Source organism: Brevibacillus panacihumi W25 (genome assembly GCF_000503775.1).
Classification (GTDB): domain Bacteria; phylum Bacillota; class Bacilli; order Brevibacillales; family Brevibacillaceae; genus Brevibacillus; species Brevibacillus panacihumi_A.
On record NZ_KI629782.1, the window covers coordinates 350,326 to 367,315 of the forward strand.

Here is a 16,990-nt window from a genome sequence, read left to right on the forward strand (position 1 = left end):
CTATTTCTTAGATCGTTCCGATCCAATTGTCGATCAGGCGGGTTTTGCCGAAACGCACCGCCAGTGCCAGAATCAACGTAGTGCCTGAGACCGCCTGTTCGAGCGGCTCCAACTCTGGGTAGCTCAAAATCTCGACATATTCGATGGCAGCCAACGGCTTTTCGCTGATGATGTCGATGACGCGGCCACGTACTTCCTCGATCGTCACGCCTTCACGGAGCCATTTTTCCGCCAGCGAAAGAGAATGGGACAGGACAAGTGCCTGTGCACGCTCCTCCGGCGTCAGATAGACATTGCGCGAGCTCATCGCCAAGCCGTCTGCTTCGCGGATGATCGGGCATGGCACGATTTGGACAGGAACATTGAGGTCTTGGACCATCTGTGTGACCACAGCCACTTGCTGTGCGTCCTTTTGCCCAAAAAATGCGTAATCGGGCTGTACGATCTGGAACAGCTTCATCACGACTGTAGCTACTCCGTCAAAATGGCCGGGCCGCGATCGTCCGCAAAGGGGATTTGTCACATTCGATACGGAAATATTGGTCAGGATCTTGCGCGGATACATCTCGCTGACATCCGGCGTAAACAGTACGTCTACCCCCGCTTGATCCGCCAGTGCGCGATCCCGCTCCAAATCACGCGGATACCGGTCAAAGTCCTCATTGGGACCGAATTGCAAGGGATTGACGAAAATGCTCATGACCACCACGTCACATTTTTCCCGAGCCGCCCTCACAAGACTGAGATGGCCTTCATGCAAATACCCCATGGTTGGCACTATGCCGATGCGCTTGCCCTGCATTCTTGCCGTTTGTATGTGTTCACGCATTTCTGCGACGGTGTTTATCTGTTGCAGCGTCTTAATCATGGCTTTGACACTCCTTCGCCGTACAACTGTTGTATCGTCTCCTCCGTCGCATGAAATACATGCTCCGGTGCAGGAAAAGCACGCGCTTCCACTTCTTGGACATAAGAAGCAACAGCGGATCGAATTTGTTCCCCGATGTCTGTATAACGTTTCACAAATCGGGGTGTAAGTTGTGAAGCGTACCCCACCAAATCGTGGAAGACCAGGACTTGTCCGTCACAGTGAACTCCCGCTCCAATTCCAATGACAGGGATACTCAACTTGCTGGCGATCTGAGCTGTCACTTCTTCCGGCACTGCTTCCAGGACGAGGGCAAAGACACCCGCCTCCTGCAAAGCAAATGCATCTGAAAGCAGACGTTTTGCCGCTTGCAGATCACGCCCCTGCACTTTGTAGCCACCAAGCTGATGTACGGCCTGCGGCGTCAAGCCAATATGCCCGACGACGGGGATGCCAGCTTGCACACAGCGGATGACGATCGGTACGATTTCGTTGCCGCCTTCCATTTTTACCGCTTTTGCCAAGCCTTCCTGCATCAACCTGCCCGCATTCTTCACGGCCTCCTCAACGGTTCCGTGATAGCTGAGAAAAGGGAGATCAGCGACGACCAGTGCACGTTTTGCCGCTCTGGTCACGGCTTTTGTGTGATGAATCATGTCTTCCATTGTCACCGGGATCGTCGAGTCGTATCCGAGGACAACCATCCCGAGTGAATCACCCACCAAAATCATATCTACCCCTGCTTCTTCCACCAGCTTGGCGGTAGGGTAGTCATACGCTGTAATCATGGTGACCGGTATCCCCGTCTCTTTCTTTTTACGGATAAAAGCTGTCGTTACCGGTTTCGTGCTCTCTGCCAATTCTTTCACCTCTGTACGTGCCGAAAGCCTGGGCTGATCTGGAACGTAAAAAACCTTCTCGCGCCGAATACGGGAGAAGGTTGTCCATACATAAGAGACATCTTGCGTCTGAAAGGATTCCTTCTGTCTCGGTCCACACAGGCTCTGAGCAGATTTTAGTCCATAAGCTTGTAAGTATCACTATTCTCCATCAACAAGTGCTTTACTCGAAAAGATTTCACCTCGAGCATGTCTTTCATTCGGAGTGCCGTTCAGGTATGATACAGCCTCCACTTTTTGGAGTATAACAGAAAATTTAATGTTTTGCACGATAATTGACATCTGCCGAATAGACTTTGTGCACATGTCCGGACTCATCCCGCACGAGCAGCACGCCTGCTTCATCGAGGCCGATTGCTCTGCCTTCTAATTTTTGGGAAATGGTTTGGACGCTTACGTCCCGACCGATGGTATAGGAATGGGCTTCCCAGTTTTCCTTGATCTGCTGAAAGCCATCCTGCAGGAAATGATCGTACCAAGATTCAAAAATACGGCAAAACCGCTGGATTAGACGAATGCGGTTTACAGGTTGCCCGGACTCGATCCGCAGAGATGTGGCAATCTGAGCCAAGTCTGCTGGAAAATCGGCGCTGACGCTGTTTACATTGATACCGATACCGATCACCAGATAATGAACCCGATCCGACTCGGCATGCAGCTCTGTCAGAATACCGCATACTTTTTTATCCCCGATGAAAATATCATTTGGCCATTTGATCTTGACTGGCAGCCCAGTCTCTTCGCGAATGCTCTGAGCTACACAAACCGCTGTCAAAAGAGTCATTTGCGGTGTCTTGGGCAGCGGGATCACCGGCCTTACGATCAAACTCATCCAGATCCCGGACCCCTTCGGCGAATGCCAGGGGCGGCCCAAGCGTCCTTTTCCGCCTGTCTGCAGCTCTGCCAGCACCAAAGTTCCTTCCGGAGCGCCTTTGGTTGCAGCATCATGTGCGAGCGGTTGTGTCGAAATTACCTCGTCATAGGCGAATACCTGCTGTCCGATTCGCTGAGTGCCCAAGCCTGCCGTCACTTCAGCGGCAGACAAGCGATCTGGAGCTGCCACCAGCCGGTACCCGGATTTGCGGACGGCTTCTACCTCATAACCGTCGCGGCGGAGCTCCTCCATATGCTTCCACACTGCTGTACGGGAACAGCCGCACATCTGGCTCAATTCTTCTCCCGATATGAAACGATCTGGCTGATCGTGAAAGGCCTGCAGTATCACCTGTTTAATATTCATTGCGTGCCACCTCATTTTTTGCCGCTGCGATCAGTGCCTCAGGCGTGTTTGGCAAACCCGCAAATGCCGTTTGATGCAAAAGGCTTACCAGAACCCGACCAATCCACTCACCTTTATGCTTCTTCAATGCCACCTGGAGATCATAGCCCGTCACTGCCAGCTCCTTGGCGTTTTTGACAGGCAGGCTGTCGTAGGCTCGTTGAAGCGCCTCTGTATCAACCTGCTGGCGTTGCTGCCACCAGATAGCCAGCAACAGGCTGTTTACCTCCTGGCTTGTCGCCAAACCTGCATCCAGTATGAGGGTACGCCACTCAATGTCTTTGGGGATATCCCACTGAGGGCGAATTTTCTCAAGCCATCCCAGCAGCGTTAGCAGACGTTCGCTCTCTCGCTTGGACATTTTCAAGTGGGTCGCAACCTGCTTCACCTCAGAGAGCGTAAATTCCGCCGCGTAAAAGAGCAGCGCCCATTTTTGCACCAGATCCTGTACATGAGAAAGTCTCCATGCTTGTTGGGACCCATGCTGAAAAAGCCTTTCCAACAGTGGTGTGGAAACAAAGAGTCCAGCCTCGCAAAGAAGCTGACACCCCCATTGCGGTGCAGCGCTGGCCAACATCTTGTTCACTTCCTCACGCACCCTCTCCACTGCGATATGAGCCAGCAAAGGAGCCGTTTGTTTCATCGCTGCCATCGTCTTGCTCTCAATGTCAAAAGAAAGCTGGGCTGCAAACCGAACCGCACGAAGCAAGCGAAGCGCGTCTTCCTGGAAACGTTCGACTGCCTCCCCCACTGCACGGATTTGCTTCTTTTTCAAATCCTCTTGTCCGTCAAAGGGATCGTGCAGCCTGCGGTGACGGTCCATCGCCATCGCATTGATCGTAAAATCACGCCGCTGCAGGTCAAGCCGCAGCTCGGATACAAACTGGACGGTGCTCGGTCTGCGGTAGTCCTCGTATTTGCCCTCTGTCCGGTACGTCGTCACTTCAAAGAACAGACCTTCCAATTTGACACTGACGGTCCCGTGCTTGAGACCCGTCAAGACATGATCGGGAAAAATAGTCATGACGTCGCCGGGATGGGCATTCGTACATATATCTATATCGTGCACGGTGCGATGCAAGAGCCAGTCGCGGACGCAACCCCCGACAAAATACGCTTCGTATCCGTTTTTTTCAAGCGTCTGCAGGATTCGTAACGCTATCTCGTACACCACTGTGGTTTTCCTCCCGTTTTCACATGGCATTCCCTATCCTTCACTCTGAAAAGGAGGCATCTTGCATGAGAATGTTGTATGGCCTGTTTATCCTGATCTCCAAGCTTCATCAATACGCCAAAGAAGCCTTTCAACGCCCCTAATTTTGCTGATGGCTAACTCCGAGAAGCTGTTCGTACAAAGCCTCATACTGCGAGGCAATTTTTTCATGGCAAAACGTATCATTCGATCGTTCGATACCTTTGCGCGAATGAATCCGATACAATTCCTCATCCTTCAAAAGCCGGATTGCTGCCTCTGCCATCCCGTCGACATCCCCGATCGGCCGTAAAAAGCCGCATACGCCATCCAGGACCACCTCGGGCAATCCCCCTGCATCAGAGGTGACAGCGGGTACCCCGCACGCCATTGCTTCCAGTGCGACCAGTCCGAAGCTTTCTTTCGCGGATGGCAGAAGCATCACATCGGCGAGAGAGAGAACTTCTGCTACGTCATCCTGTTTTCCCAAAAAGCACACATCTTGAGTCAAATCCAGCTCGGCAATCATGTTGCGGACGAGCCCCATCTCTGGCCCTTCCCCGATCAGGATCAGTCGGGACGCCACTTCCTTGCGCACCTTGGCAAAAATTCGGATCACATCCGGGACACGTTTGACCGGACGGAAATTGGAGATATGCATAAGAATTTTTTCGCCATTTGGCGCAAACTTCTTTTTCAGCGCACTTACCTCTTTGGGATAGTAACGCCGCTTGTCGACAAAGTTATAGACCGGAACAATCTCTTTTTCCACGTGCAAAAGCTGTTTCGTCTGGCGAATCAGGTCTCTGGATACAGCCGTGACGAGATCGCTACGTTCGATGCCGAAACGAATCATATCGCTGAGATTGGAATCATAGCCCAGGACCGTAATATCCGTGCCGTGCAGAGTCGTGACGATCTTTAGATGATCCCCGACCATTTGCTTGGCGAGAAAAGCACACAAAGCATGCGGCACAGCATAGTGAACATGGAGCAAATCCAGGTTCTCATTTTTGGCAACCTGCGCCATACGGTTCGCCAAGGTCAAATCATACGGTGGATATTTAAATACATCATAATTGTTAACATCTACTTCATGGTAAAAAATGTTGGGGTGGAAGGCTCCCAGCCGAAACGGCATGCCAGACGTAATAAAATGGACCTGGTGTCCGCGTTCAGCCAAGAGCTTGCCCAGCTCGGTAGCCACTACCCCAGAACCGCCCAATGACGGATAACAGGTAATCCCGATCTTCATACCAGGATGTCACTCCTTCTTACAGGTTCGCCACTACAAATGGCGCCGCACACATAAATCCCTCCGCGTAGCGCACCCCTGCTTGTTGCCCAAACAGCCGTTCCCGGTACTCCACCGATTCGAGATATCCATTGGTCAGCGGTGTAGCGACACTGCCTTCCTCTAATTCAAATTGACTTTTGTAGCAGCGAAGCACTTCCATTTTTTCTTGATAAACAGCCGTGATGTCCACCACGATCTGCGGTGTCACCGTCGAATTAATGAAGTAATAATGCAATTGCGCAGGCCGATACGCAGGGTACTTGTCGTGCGGCTGGTACTTGCGGATTCCGGCTGAAAAAACGGCTTCCCGTACGATCCGGCTGACACTTTCGTGATCTGGGTGTCGATCCTGGAAGTACGGCGCCAGTACGACTCGCGGACGTGTCTGTCGTATCAACTCCACTATGCGGCTGATCGCCTGCTCCCGCACCGGCTCCAGCCCTCTGTCGGGAAACCCGAAATTGTAGCGCGCTGCCACTCCCAGCAAACGGTCTGCTGCTGCTGCCTCCTGCTGTCTGCGCTCCACATCGCCATTCGAGGACAGCTCTGCGTAAGTCAAATCCAGGATGCCTACCCGCTGCCCTTGCTTGGCGGCCAGCAAGAGACTGCCAGCCGCCCCGATCTCGACATCGTCGGGATGAGCACCAATTGCCAATATATCCAATGAACTCATGGTTTGTTCATTCCTTCTCCTCATGAATGATTTCCCGCCAGTCCAGCTCCCCGCGCTCCAATGCACGCAGCAAAATCTCTGCTGTGCCCAGATTGGTGGCGAAAGGAATCTTGTGCACATCACAAAGCCGCAGTAGTGCAATAATATCTGGTTCATGTGGCTGAGCAGTCAGCGGATCGCGCAGAAAAATGATCAGATCCATCTCGTTCTGTGCGATTTTCGCCCCGATTTGCTGGTCTCCTCCCATGGGTCCGGAGAGACATCGCGTGATCGACAAGGAGGTGGCCTCCATGATCCGCTTACCGGTTGTGCCAGTCGCAAACAATTCATGCTCGGATAAAATCGCTTCATAGGCAAGAGCGAGCTGGACGATCTCTTCTTTCATACGGTCATGGGCGATTAAAGCAATTTTCACACTACCCTCTCCCTTTTCTCCTGACAAAATTCCCGTTAAACAGTTGTTTAATCGATGAGATGCTCCAATCCATACAGGAATCCGTTCATATTCATCACGGCTTTAATGGCCATATTGACTCCTGGCATGAAAGACTCGCGATTGATTGAATCATGACGGATGGAAAGGGTCTGACCGGTCGCACCGAACAGTACTTCCTGATGGGCTACCATCCCCGGCAACCGCACGCTGTGGATGCGGAAACCCTCGTATTCGGCTCCGCGAGCACCTGGGATCGTCTCTTTTTCCTCCGGATGGCCCTGTTTGATCTCTTCACGCACAGCCGCAATCATCTCGGCTGTTTTCAAAGCGGTCCCGCTCGGCGCATCCAGCTTCCGGTCATGGTGAAGCTCGATGATTTCGACATGCGGCATGTACTTGGCCGCCATCGCTGCAAACTTCATGCACAAAATCGCCCCGATCGCAAAGTTCGGCGCGACAATACAGCCCAATCCTGCTTCACCAAATCGTCTGGTCATCTCCTGGATCTCGTCCTGGCTAAGACCGGTAGTTCCCACGACTGGACGAATCCCGTGCTGCAAACAAATCTCCAAGTGGCGGTAAACGCTATGGGGGGTCGTGAAATCGACCAACACATCCGGCTTCATCTCTTCCAGTCTGGCGCGGATTGCCTCATCTTCCCCCCTTGTATCCAAGGCTCCTACATAAACCAATTGCTTGTCCTGTCCCAGCATGGTGACAACTTCCTGTCCCATTCGTCCATTTGCACCTGCTACTGCTACTCGAATTTGCTGTTCCATTACTCTGTCTCCTCTATTTTCGTCCAGCGATCTTTATCTCTTGTATTAAATTTGTGCATGATGCGGTCGAAGGCCTCCTGCAGGTCAATTCCCAGGGAATTGGCGAAGCACAGGACGATAAAAAACACATCGCCCAGCTCCTCTTCGACGGTTTTCTCGCCTTCATCCGTTTTCTTGGGTTTTTCTCCATAATGGTGATTGATTTCCCTCGCCAATTCGCCGACTTCTTCCGACATGCGAGCCATCATGGCCAAGGGAGAAAAATAGCCTTCCTTAAACTGCGATATGTATTGATCCACTTCCTGCTGAATCTCCTGCAAGTTTTTCTTTTTCTGTTCCATAGGCCACTCCTCTTCTATCTGAAACATCCTTTCACTTATCGTAACTGAAAAGCCCTGGTTTGCCAAATTTGAAATCGCGATGCGGTGCATAAAAGCGTCTGTCACTACATCGATCAAATCAGATAGGAAAATCTTGACAAAGGTTGTGCTCCATGCTTAAATAAGAAACGGCAAAATTATTATACATTTTTGTTTTCAATATATGATTAATGGGAGTGTGAAAAGAATGAAACCGCTTTTCACGAAATCTTTTGTCACTTTGACGCTCGCGATGTTCTTTTTATCAACGGGCTTTTATTTCCTCTTGCCGACGATGCCTCTCTACATCAAAGAGCTTGGCGGCAACGAGTCACAGGTTGGACTGGTCATTGGCCTGTTTACGATTGCAGCGGTAGTTATCAGACCGTTCGTCGGAAGCTTGCTTGACCAAATCGGACGAAAAACTTTCGTAATGTGGGGCCTGTCTTTGTTTGCTATTACGATGTACTTGTATACCTGGGCCAGCAGCATCCTCCTGTTACTGGTATTTCGGGTGATTCACGGCATTAGTTGGGGTTTTGCCACAACCGCAATCGCAACTGCGATTACGGATACGATTCCTGAACAGCGACGCGGTGAAGGCATGGGGTAGTTCGGCCTGTCAGGCACACTTGCGATGGCGATCGGTCCCCTCTTGGGCGTGTATCTGATCGCAGAGCAGTCCTTTACAGGTACTTTTCTCGTGGCCACTCTGCTTGTCTTGATCGCCTTGGTCGGGAGCTCGATGGTGAAAATGCCTTTTCAGAAAAGTTCGTATACCGGGCGAATGAGACTTTTTGAGAAATCGCTGCTTCCGATTAGCTTCATTGTCTTTTTCCTTGCTTTCGTCTATGGCGGAATTGTCACCTTCATTCCCCTTTTCTCTACATCGGTTCAGGTCAATCCCGGTTTGTTTTTTCTCGTCTATGCCATAGCTCTTACATTCGTCCGGTTTTTTTCCGGCCGTTTTGCTGACCGTTATGGAGAAGCGTATGTGATCATTCCGGGTCTACTTGTAACCGTCGCCGCAATGATTACCCTGGCTTCTACTTCGGGCCTGACTGGTGTTGTCGCGGGAGCCATCCTTTTCGGTTTTGGCTTTGGTTCGGCCCATCCTGTCTTGCAGGCGGTAGCGCTGCGACTGGTCCGTCCCGATCAAAAAGGAATGGCGAATGCCTCCTTTACGACTGCATTCGATCTTGGACTCGGCATAGGCTCGATCACTCTCGGCTGGATTTCTGAATGGAGTGGCTACTCCGCTCTCTTCCTCGTTGCAACTTTCTTCGGCGCCGTCTCACTGGCGATTTACCTCCTGACCGCAAAGCAAATGAATCAAAAGCAGGAATCAGCGCAAGAAGCTTGAGTCGCACCTGTTCCTAACTTTATTTTCCTCCGCGATTGTCATATAATGACACTCGAATGAACATTGCCCGCGCCCGTCTCGACGGGTACACAGGAGGACAAGATGAAATTACGTTTGGACAGCATTATTGCCATTATTGTCGGTACTGCCATTATGGGATTTGGCATTAACTCCTTTAACATCCCCAATCATTTAGCGGAAGGCGGCATTACGGGCATTAGCATTTTGATCAAATTGCTTTTTCCGGCGGTGGACCAGGGGATCGTATTCTTTGCCCTCAACATTCCCCTATTCATTCTCGGGTGGAAAATCCTTGGCCGCACCTCGTTTATCTATACGATTCTAGGGACTGTGTCCCTGTCGGTCTTCCTTTCCGTGTTTGACAGCGTCCTCCCCTTGCCCATGGATGATCGACTGCTCGCATCGTTGTATGCAGGGGTTGCCGTAGGTATCGGGCTAGGTATTATCTTTCTCTATGGGGGAACCACCGGCGGCGTCGACATCATCGCCCGCATGCTGCAAAAATACTGGGGTGTCAGCATGGGAAGAACCCTTTTTTTCAGCGATATCCTGGTTATCTGTGCATCACTCATTTACCTCAATCTCGAAAGCGCGATGTACACATTGGTTGCCGTCTTCATCGCCGCTCGGGTCATTGATTTCTTCCAGGACGGCGCATACGCAGGCAAAGCATTGACCATCATCTCCGAACGCGCTGAAGAGATTTCCAAGCAGATTCTCGAGCTTGGCCGTGGCGTGACGCTTCTCTCCGGCAAAGGGGCCTTCTCCGGCGCCGAGAAGCAGATTGTCTATGTTGTCGTCAGCCGGAATGAAGTGATGCGTTATAAAAACATCATCCAGGAGATAGACCCTCATGCTTTTCTGATCGTCAATGACGTGCATGAAGTCCTTGGGGAAGGCTTCACCCTCGATGAGAACAAAAAGCCGCTCCATGACTGAACATCTGAATGCGAAAAAACCTTGCTCTTTGGCAGCAAGGTTTTTTACATGCGTCGTGTTTACGTGGAGTGAAATTCAGCGTCGTATTTGCGGTAGGCTACGTACGCGAGTGCGATGATGACAGCTACCGATATGCTTGTCGTGATCACCAGCGGGGAATCGGGTCTCATCATCAAACGTGTAAACGCGCTTTTTTCCCCTCCTACAAAAGCATCCTGCAATTCACTGTTCAAGACGCGCAAGGTTTCTCGTACGATTTGCCAATCCTTCTCCCCTTTGCGCATTTCCTTGAGAATCTGCTCGTAGGCAGAGGATATGGTCTGCATCTTGGCTTCATCAAGCTGGATACTCATCGCAGGCTTGAGCGCCAAAAACAAGCGTTGATTCTCCTCAAACTGCACACGAAACGTCTCGAAATCCCGCTCCACGGCAGATAGCTGCAAGTTTTGCACCTGCGTCATAAAAGAGGGATAATAGCTGCGCCACATCGGTTGATGGTTTTCTCTCAAAGCATCGATGGCGACGCGAACCCGAGTTGCATGCCAGAGAATCTGTTCTTCGTTCACGGAAGGAGATTGGATGCTTTGCTTGGCTGCCAGAATGGACTGTGTAACGGCGTTTAATGTCTCGATGCGAATCGGGATCGGCAGGTGCTGATTCGGGAAGCGTACAGCCAACCGCTCGATGCGCTCTCTTGCCCCCTCCAAATCTCCTTTTTTTACGTTCGTCAGCAGTTCCTGTGCGATCTGGTCCAGATCAGCCAATTGCTTCTCTTCCCGTGGCTGGTCCAATCTCATATACAAGCTGTGTATCGGCCACGAGAGAAAAATGCCAATCAACAGGAAGACCGAAAGATAGCGTATGTTTTTTCTCAACGCAAAAAACCCTCCTTTCCCTTGTACAGACTATGGAAAGGAGGACAAGATTAGACCTTGTTTCTCGTGAACATCTGGTTGGTAAACCAAATGACCCCTATTGAAAGTAAGCTCAGCATGACCGTGAACAGGCCGACTATTCCGTCATATGGTTCCAGAACCGAAGGCAGCCATGGATGAATTTTCATGACATAATCGAGAAAATCATTATTCAACGTCCACAGTGCAGCAATCCCGACTGGCAGGATGCTTAATTTGAAAAACCTTGCATACAGGACTGATTCAATCGCCATGCCCGCATGTGAGACCATGAGCATAATATCGGTCCAGCGCAGTTCATTTCCCATGATCCACCCTGCCACGATGATGCATACAGCCCACACGCCGTATTTAAAATTGGTAATGCCAGCCAATGCTTCCAGAACAGGAACGTGGCGACCCAACAAATAAGTAAGCAGGACGAGCGTAAACAATCCGCTACCGGTCGGGCTATCCGGGACGAAAGGACGCAAGAATGCAGGGGTTGCTGCCAGTTGATTGCCATACCAGATAAATCCGTATATGGTTCCCAGCAGGTTCACGACCAAGAGCGTCCAAAGAAACCATCTTTTCGTCAAGGATTGCCTAAACCACTCCCATATCCAGATCATGATCATCGTCTCCCGCTGTTTACGCTGAAAGAAAAAGCTGACCGAACGTCAGCCAGCTTTTTCTCTATGAGCTTATTTCAGGCTTGCCAAGTACTCAGCAAGTTTTTGGATTTCTGCATCATCCTTGATCAATTTAGGTGGCATTGCACCTTTACCGTTCTTGATGATGTCGGCAATTTGGGTAGCATCCAGTTCGCTGCCGATTTTTTGCAGGTTAGGTCCCATTCCGCCTTCCATGTTGCCGCCATGGCAACCCATGCAGCTTGCTTGGGCTTTCCAGACAGCATCTGCTTTAAAACTGGAATCTGCAGGAGCTGGTGCCGCAGCAGCTGGAGGCGTGCCGCCACCGCCCTCGCCACCACTCTTGTGTTTCAAATGGTTCGCTTGATCGTTTGCAGTCCAGGTCAGGTAGAAGATAGCGACCAACGCTGTCAGCATCAGACCAGTTGCTACTGGACGTTTGGAAGGACGGCGTTCTTTACCGGTATCCAGCCATGGAGCCAACATCAGGGCGCCGAAGGCAATACCCGGGATACCAATAATACCGATGACGACCCAGTCTCCGGCAGCCCAAGGATACTTGAGCAACTGATACAGGAACAAGAAGTACCAGTCTGGCAACGGGAGGAAAGAGGTGTCATTCGGGTTTGCTTTGTCAGTCAGTGGAGACGGATGGGATACCGTCAAAATCAAGAAACCGACCAAGCAAACGGCCGCAACCATCCACTCTTTCAACAGGAAGTTCGGCCAGAAAGGCTCGGTTTTTCCCGGAAAGTCAGAGTAGGATGGGGAAATATTAGGGATACGCTTCGCCGATACTCGGGAGTCTCCAACGAAGGTAGCATCTTTATCCTGTTTTGCCATGCTAATTCCTCCTTATGTTATGAAGACTATTTTATAGTGGACCCGAGATCCCTTGCGAACGAATCATTACAAAGTGAGCTGCCAACAGGGCAAACAGACCAGCAGGCAGGAAGAATACGTGAATTGCAAAGAAACGTGTCAGGGTTTGGGCCCCAACGATTTCGCCACCCGTAAGCAGCATTTTTGCGTACGGACCTATAAACGGTACGGAGTCAGCAATTTGCAGACCTACCTTGGTTGCGAAGTATGCTGTGTTGTCCCACGGGAGCAGGTAACCGGTGAAGCCAAGACCGAGCATGACGAAGAAAATCAGTACGCCAACAACCCAGTTCAATTCACGCGGTTTTTTGTAAGCACCGGTGAAGAATACGCGCAAGGTGTGCAGGAACATCATGACGATGACCAAGCTGGCACCCCAGTGGTGCATCGCACGAACGATCGATCCGAAAGCAACCTCGTTTTGCAGGTATTTCACCGATTCATACGCATTGATGATGTCTGGTACGTAATACATGGTCAAGAACATGCCAGACAAGATTTGAATAACGGTAATAAAGAACGTAAGACCACCAAAGCAGTAAACAAAAGCAGAGAAATGGTGTGCCGGGTTCACGTGCTCAGGTACCTCGTGGTCGGCCAAATCACGCCACATCGGAGTGATATTGAGTCGTTCATCAACCCAATCGTACATTTTTTGCATCATCTTAACCACTCACCCCCGCACGAGGATTCGCTTTCACAGCGCCCAGATACAGTTTACCGTCTTTGATCTCAGTCTCATATTCGTCTAGAGATGCAGTAGGCGGCGTACCCAGAATGTGTTCACCGTTGATTGCATAGCGGCCCATGTGGCATGGACAAAAGTACTCGTTTGGAAAATCAGGGCTTGTGTTCCAGTCAACTGTACAGCCTAAGTGCTTGCAAATCGGGGACAAAGCCAGGATCGTGCCGTCTTCTAGCTTACGAATCCAGGCAGACAGTGTGGTCTCTGATTCATACCAACCGTCCTTGGTATGTACCTTAAACTCAACACGCTTCGGGTCTGGTCCGAAGTCATCAGGACTTCCAACCGCTACCATATCTCCTCCAGCATGTCCTTGGAGCAGTGGGTCAACCGCAAAGCGAAGCATTGGGGTGATCATTCCTGCAGCAAGAAACCCGCCAGTTCCCATCAGTGCGTAGTTTAGAAATGTACGTCTGGAAATTTCGCGTTTATCGCCCATATCTTTTCCCTCCTTATCCTGTAAAATAGCGCAACGATGGCGTTTTCATACATATACACTAGGTCAATCCCAATCATAGCTAACGCCTATTCAGATGTCAAGAATGTCCAATGGACAGGACCGAATCAAACCCCTGATAATAAAGATATTGTTACCATTTTGTCAAAAATAGCCCTTTCCTCTTGCTAAAATCTAGTATGACCCGAAGTCGCTCTCTAATGCTCGCTATTTCGCTGCCAATGTCGAATGACTTCTCGGTACAAGACATCTACGGTTACCTCAAAGCGCAAAGCAGAATCCAACTCCTGATCCCCTACCGCTAGCATCAGGGCGTTCGCATTTTCTTCCGTCTTCCTCATGGTGTCCCCGCTAAAATGAAGAATGACCGTATGTGCAAAACCTTCCGGAATACGAGGGGTCATCTGCTCATTCGAAAACTGATACATCATCGGAAACAGCAAAACCCTCCCCCTCAGTTTTCGCTCGATTCCAGCCGCGACATTCAATAAATAATTCATTCGCAGGGCGTGGTCGGGCACCTGAGCGCCAGATCGATACAAATAAAGAGGGAGTAGCGCGGTATCTACATCGTTCCGCAGCTCCTCCCAATTCTCCAGTTCATTCGTATTCCACTGCATGGTTCTAGCTCCTCTTCTCGTAGATTTACGGAAGTTAGCGTACCATGAATCTGTCAAGGCTGGCAATCCGCCTGCGCCATCCTTTTCAGCTCTATTACTTCTGCTCGTAAGCCATGATTTTTTTCAACTCTCCTGTAAGTTGCAAAAATACTTCCTTGTCCTTCTTTGCCAAGGCTTCGTCAATCTCCTTGTAAAGCTCCCGTTTTCGATAGCTGCGCATCTGTTCGTCGATCACGATCTCGGACAACAAACCCGAAACCATTTGATTGTTCGTACCATACGCATTGGAATAGAAATTCAGCCACTCCATACCCATCCCTCACTTTTCAAACTGGATTTGCCCGTCTCTGGCAAAGCTGCAGGAGTCGAGCACCCTTCAAGCAACAATCGTAGGGCCTAGCCGTGCTTGTCGCCCAACAGAATCGTTGTCTCCGCAAAGCCGTTGTATTTGCGCAGCCACGTCTGACTTGCGTAGGTGGCTGAATACAACCAGTTACCTTCCTGGTCTTGTCCGACACGCAACAAACCGAGATGAACCATCATCTTGCATACCCGATTTGTCAGTACCTGAAAAGAATCGTCGTAATAAAAATCCTTCACCCATTCCAACAGCGTCTGTGCCAAAGTGGATTGTTGAACCCATCCGCCAGACACCAGCATGGGAATCAACTGCACCAGCATCGGCAAATTCGGAATCGGCTTTTTGTAGAGCCTGATCCAAAAGCGAATCAAATCATGGTACAGGCTGTCTTCATACTGCTGCTCCAGCCTTTCCCTGCCGGCCTCTGACAATCCGACCCTGCCGCCCGACTCCTCAATCCACTTGTTGTAATAGCAGAAATCATACAGCAGCGAAAAACGATCCGGGTAGAGATCAAAGTGAAGGCCGTAGCCAAAGCGCCATTTTTGCGGAAGGAGCGGCTCTTCTTTTACAAATAAAAATTGAAAAAGCTGTTGTTGATGCCGCTTGTACATACCTCCGTCAGCTGTCAAGGGAACTGGCTCCTGCTGAAGAAATTGTAAAAATTGCATGATATCGTCACACAGGGCCGTACCTTCATCCCGATACGCATCGATGCTTTGCAGCTCCAGTATTTGATTCTCCTGCCGCCATTGTTCAAGCCAAGCCTGCAAATAAGGCTCGCGAATGTCGAGCGGTATCTGGTACTGTCCCACTGCTTTGTTCCTGATCGGGTAAATCCAGCCCCTCTTCATCGCCTGCGTTACAAAACGGCGTGCTTCCGCCTGCTTTTGCTCCTTGGCTCCGTCCAGTGCAATCCCTGCCTTAGCCAGCAGGTCTTCAAGCGACATCACCGTACGCTTGTCAAGAAAAAGCAGCAGCATGAAGTGAGTCTCATCTTTGCTTAAATTCGAAACTTCCTGCGAGATTGTCGACCGGTGCCGCAAACTGGACAGCAGTGACGTGATCAGATCATTTTTGGAATGAGGGTTGCATTCGCATCCGTAATGGTTGGCAATCTGATGGAGCTGCCGGATATCGGTGTAAACCAAGATCTCAGCCAAGTTCATCTGCGCATCCCTTCTTTGCGTTGGCTTACGTTTATCCTCCATTCTTGCCAGAATGCGGAAAAATAAACAGGAAGCCACCGATGTGACTTCCTGTTTTTATGTCCTGCTATTCTTCGTTCGATTGATCGTCCCACTGGTTGAGAAGATGTTGGTAATCCTTCGCTTCCTCGTACCTTCCCGCCTGTGTCAACAACGCGACAAGACGCTTGATATGATCCAGATCAAATCCTGACAACTCCACGTATTGCTGCAGGGCTTCGATGGCTTTCTCCGTTTTGCCGAGCGACAGATAGATATCCGCCGCCAGCGGATAGGCAGCCACGTATTCCTCATCAAGCGCAAGCAATCTGTTTACCAATTCAACAGCATCTTCCAAGCGGCCGATATGGAACGCCATCAGACTGCATCCGTACAAAACCTCCGCAGATTGGTCCAAGACCAGTGCCTGGCGAAACACCTGATAAGCTTGCTCGAAGTGACCGTTCTGCGCCAGCGAACGACCTTTGCTCAGCAGCATCTCCAGGCTCTCTTCTCCTGCCTGCTCCAGCAGTCTTAATGCTTCCTCGTCATTGCCGATGCGGAAATGCAGATTGCCCAAGGCTGCCAAGATATCCTGGTTGTCAGGCTCTTTTTGACGAGCTTGCTCCAGGTATTTGACTGCAACCTCATCCAAATCCTGCAATGCGTACAAGTCAGCCAACAGCAAATCAAGCTGAATGCTTTCTACGCCGGATTCCTTGCATTCGTACAGCAAGTGCTGCGCTGTCTCAAAATCTGCGGAATCCAGCGCAATCTCTGCGAGGAGCATTTGGCATTCCCGCCGCAATGAAGGCTCCATCCCGGGGTTCTTCTGCAGAATTTCAGACAAGAGCGAGGAGGCTTCCTCTAGATGCCCCAAGCGATACCAGACCTCCGCCAGATACATCATGACCTCGGGCAGCTCCCGTCCATGCTCCTGAACTTTTTGCAGAGCTGTCAATCCGAGCTCTACCTCATCATTTTCAATCCGTTTGATCGCCTCGTCTATTACGTAGAGCCATTTTTTCGGCATTCCGTTCACCTCATATGTAGGATCAACAGTTGCAAAAGACCGTCCGAGGACGGT

Annotated in this window: 19 protein-coding genes and 1 pseudogene; 2 read left to right on the forward strand and 18 right to left on the reverse strand. The window is 50.5% G+C overall.

The window, feature by feature from the left end; translation table 11 throughout:
- Positions 1 to 7: 7 nt before the first annotated feature.
- The 9 genes from panC to T458_RS31135 all read right to left on the reverse strand — a co-directional run bounded on the left by panC (position 8) and on the right by T458_RS31135 (position 7,764).
- Positions 8 to 868 (reverse strand): pantoate--beta-alanine ligase, encoded by an 861-nt coding sequence (gene panC / locus T458_RS31095; RefSeq protein ID WP_023554389.1) that lies wholly within the window; start codon positions 866 to 868, stop codon positions 8 to 10.
- Positions 865 to 1,728 carry a 3-methyl-2-oxobutanoate hydroxymethyltransferase gene (gene panB / locus T458_RS31100; RefSeq protein WP_023554390.1) on the reverse strand — a complete coding sequence of 288 codons (864 nt, stop codon included), beginning with the start codon at positions 1,726 to 1,728 and terminating at the stop codon, positions 865 to 867. The genes panC and panB overlap by 4 nt, the downstream gene beginning before the upstream one ends.
- A gap of 295 nt (positions 1,729 to 2,023) precedes the next feature.
- Positions 2,024 to 3,007: a biotin--[acetyl-CoA-carboxylase] ligase gene (locus T458_RS31105; protein WP_023554391.1), complete on the reverse strand. Its 984-nt coding sequence runs from the start codon at positions 3,005 to 3,007 to the stop codon at positions 2,024 to 2,026.
- On the reverse strand, positions 2,997 to 4,220 hold the full coding sequence (locus tag T458_RS31110) for a CCA tRNA nucleotidyltransferase (RefSeq protein WP_023554392.1): 1,224 nt from the start codon (positions 4,218 to 4,220) through the stop codon (positions 2,997 to 2,999). The genes T458_RS31105 and T458_RS31110 overlap by 11 nt, the downstream gene beginning before the upstream one ends.
- 139 nt (positions 4,221 to 4,359) lie before the next feature.
- Entirely contained in the window at positions 4,360 to 5,493 is a 1,134-nt protein-coding gene (gene bshA, locus T458_RS31115) for an N-acetyl-alpha-D-glucosaminyl L-malate synthase BshA (RefSeq protein WP_023554393.1), read from the reverse strand.
- A 19-nt stretch (positions 5,494 to 5,512) separates the two neighbouring features.
- Positions 5,513 to 6,208, reverse strand: a complete 696-nt coding sequence (gene bshB1, locus T458_RS31120; protein WP_023554394.1) for a bacillithiol biosynthesis deacetylase BshB1 — start codon at positions 6,206 to 6,208, stop codon at positions 5,513 to 5,515.
- A gap of 7 nt (positions 6,209 to 6,215) precedes the next feature.
- Complete coding sequence (locus T458_RS31125; protein WP_023554395.1) at positions 6,216 to 6,623, reverse strand: methylglyoxal synthase; 408 nt, start codon at positions 6,621 to 6,623, stop codon at positions 6,216 to 6,218.
- A gap of 47 nt (positions 6,624 to 6,670) precedes the next feature.
- A complete protein-coding gene (gene dapB / locus T458_RS31130; RefSeq protein ID WP_023554396.1) occupies positions 6,671 to 7,423 on the reverse strand; it encodes a 4-hydroxy-tetrahydrodipicolinate reductase in 753 nt (250 codons plus the stop codon).
- Positions 7,423 to 7,764 carry a nucleotide pyrophosphohydrolase gene (locus tag T458_RS31135; protein WP_023554397.1) on the reverse strand — a complete coding sequence of 114 codons (342 nt, stop codon included), beginning with the start codon at positions 7,762 to 7,764 and terminating at the stop codon, positions 7,423 to 7,425. Before T458_RS31135 ends, dapB begins: the two co-directional genes overlap by 1 nt.
- Positions 7,765 to 7,990: 226 nt before the next feature.
- Between T458_RS31135 and T458_RS31140 the strand changes: the two are divergent.
- Positions 7,991 to 9,145, forward strand: a pseudogene (locus tag T458_RS31140) (MFS transporter).
- Between the two features lie 102 nt (positions 9,146 to 9,247).
- On the forward strand, positions 9,248 to 10,105 hold the full coding sequence (locus T458_RS31145) for a YitT family protein (RefSeq protein WP_023554398.1): 858 nt from the start codon (positions 9,248 to 9,250) through the stop codon (positions 10,103 to 10,105).
- 59 nt (positions 10,106 to 10,164) lie between these two features.
- On the opposite strand, the gene T458_RS31150 is transcribed toward T458_RS31145, so the two are convergent.
- The 9 genes from T458_RS31150 to T458_RS31190 form a co-directional block, all read right to left on the reverse strand.
- Positions 10,165 to 10,980 (reverse strand): sporulation protein YpjB, encoded by an 816-nt coding sequence (locus T458_RS31150; RefSeq protein WP_023554399.1) that lies wholly within the window; start codon positions 10,978 to 10,980, stop codon positions 10,165 to 10,167.
- Between the two features lie 50 nt (positions 10,981 to 11,030).
- A complete protein-coding gene (locus T458_RS31155) occupies positions 11,031 to 11,630 on the reverse strand; it encodes a DUF1405 domain-containing protein (protein WP_023554400.1) in 600 nt (199 codons plus the stop codon).
- Positions 11,631 to 11,702: 72 nt separating this feature from the next.
- On the reverse strand, positions 11,703 to 12,494 hold the full coding sequence (locus T458_RS31160) for a menaquinol-cytochrome c reductase cytochrome b/c subunit (RefSeq protein WP_023554401.1): 792 nt from the start codon (positions 12,492 to 12,494) through the stop codon (positions 11,703 to 11,705).
- A 31-nt stretch (positions 12,495 to 12,525) separates the two neighbouring features.
- Positions 12,526 to 13,197 (reverse strand): menaquinol-cytochrome c reductase cytochrome b subunit, encoded by a 672-nt coding sequence (gene qcrB, locus T458_RS31165; RefSeq protein WP_023554402.1) that lies wholly within the window; start codon positions 13,195 to 13,197, stop codon positions 12,526 to 12,528.
- Position 13,198: 1 nt separating this feature from the next.
- On the reverse strand, positions 13,199 to 13,717 hold the full coding sequence (locus tag T458_RS31170) for a Rieske (2Fe-2S) protein (RefSeq protein WP_023554403.1): 519 nt from the start codon (positions 13,715 to 13,717) through the stop codon (positions 13,199 to 13,201).
- 215 nt (positions 13,718 to 13,932) lie between these two features.
- Complete coding sequence (locus T458_RS31175; protein WP_023554404.1) at positions 13,933 to 14,355, reverse strand: DUF2487 family protein; 423 nt, start codon at positions 14,353 to 14,355, stop codon at positions 13,933 to 13,935.
- A 94-nt stretch (positions 14,356 to 14,449) separates the two neighbouring features.
- The gene (locus tag T458_RS31180; RefSeq protein WP_023554405.1) at positions 14,450 to 14,665 is read right to left on the reverse strand and encodes an IDEAL domain-containing protein; all 216 of its coding nucleotides are present in this window, start codon (positions 14,663 to 14,665) and stop codon (positions 14,450 to 14,452) included.
- 86 nt (positions 14,666 to 14,751) lie between these two features.
- On the reverse strand, positions 14,752 to 15,885 hold the full coding sequence (locus tag T458_RS31185) for a hypothetical protein (RefSeq protein ID WP_031305328.1): 1,134 nt from the start codon (positions 15,883 to 15,885) through the stop codon (positions 14,752 to 14,754).
- A gap of 106 nt (positions 15,886 to 15,991) precedes the next feature.
- Complete coding sequence (locus tag T458_RS31190; RefSeq protein WP_031305329.1) at positions 15,992 to 16,936, reverse strand: tetratricopeptide repeat protein; 945 nt, start codon at positions 16,934 to 16,936, stop codon at positions 15,992 to 15,994.
- Between the last annotated feature and the right edge of the window lie 54 nt (positions 16,937 to 16,990).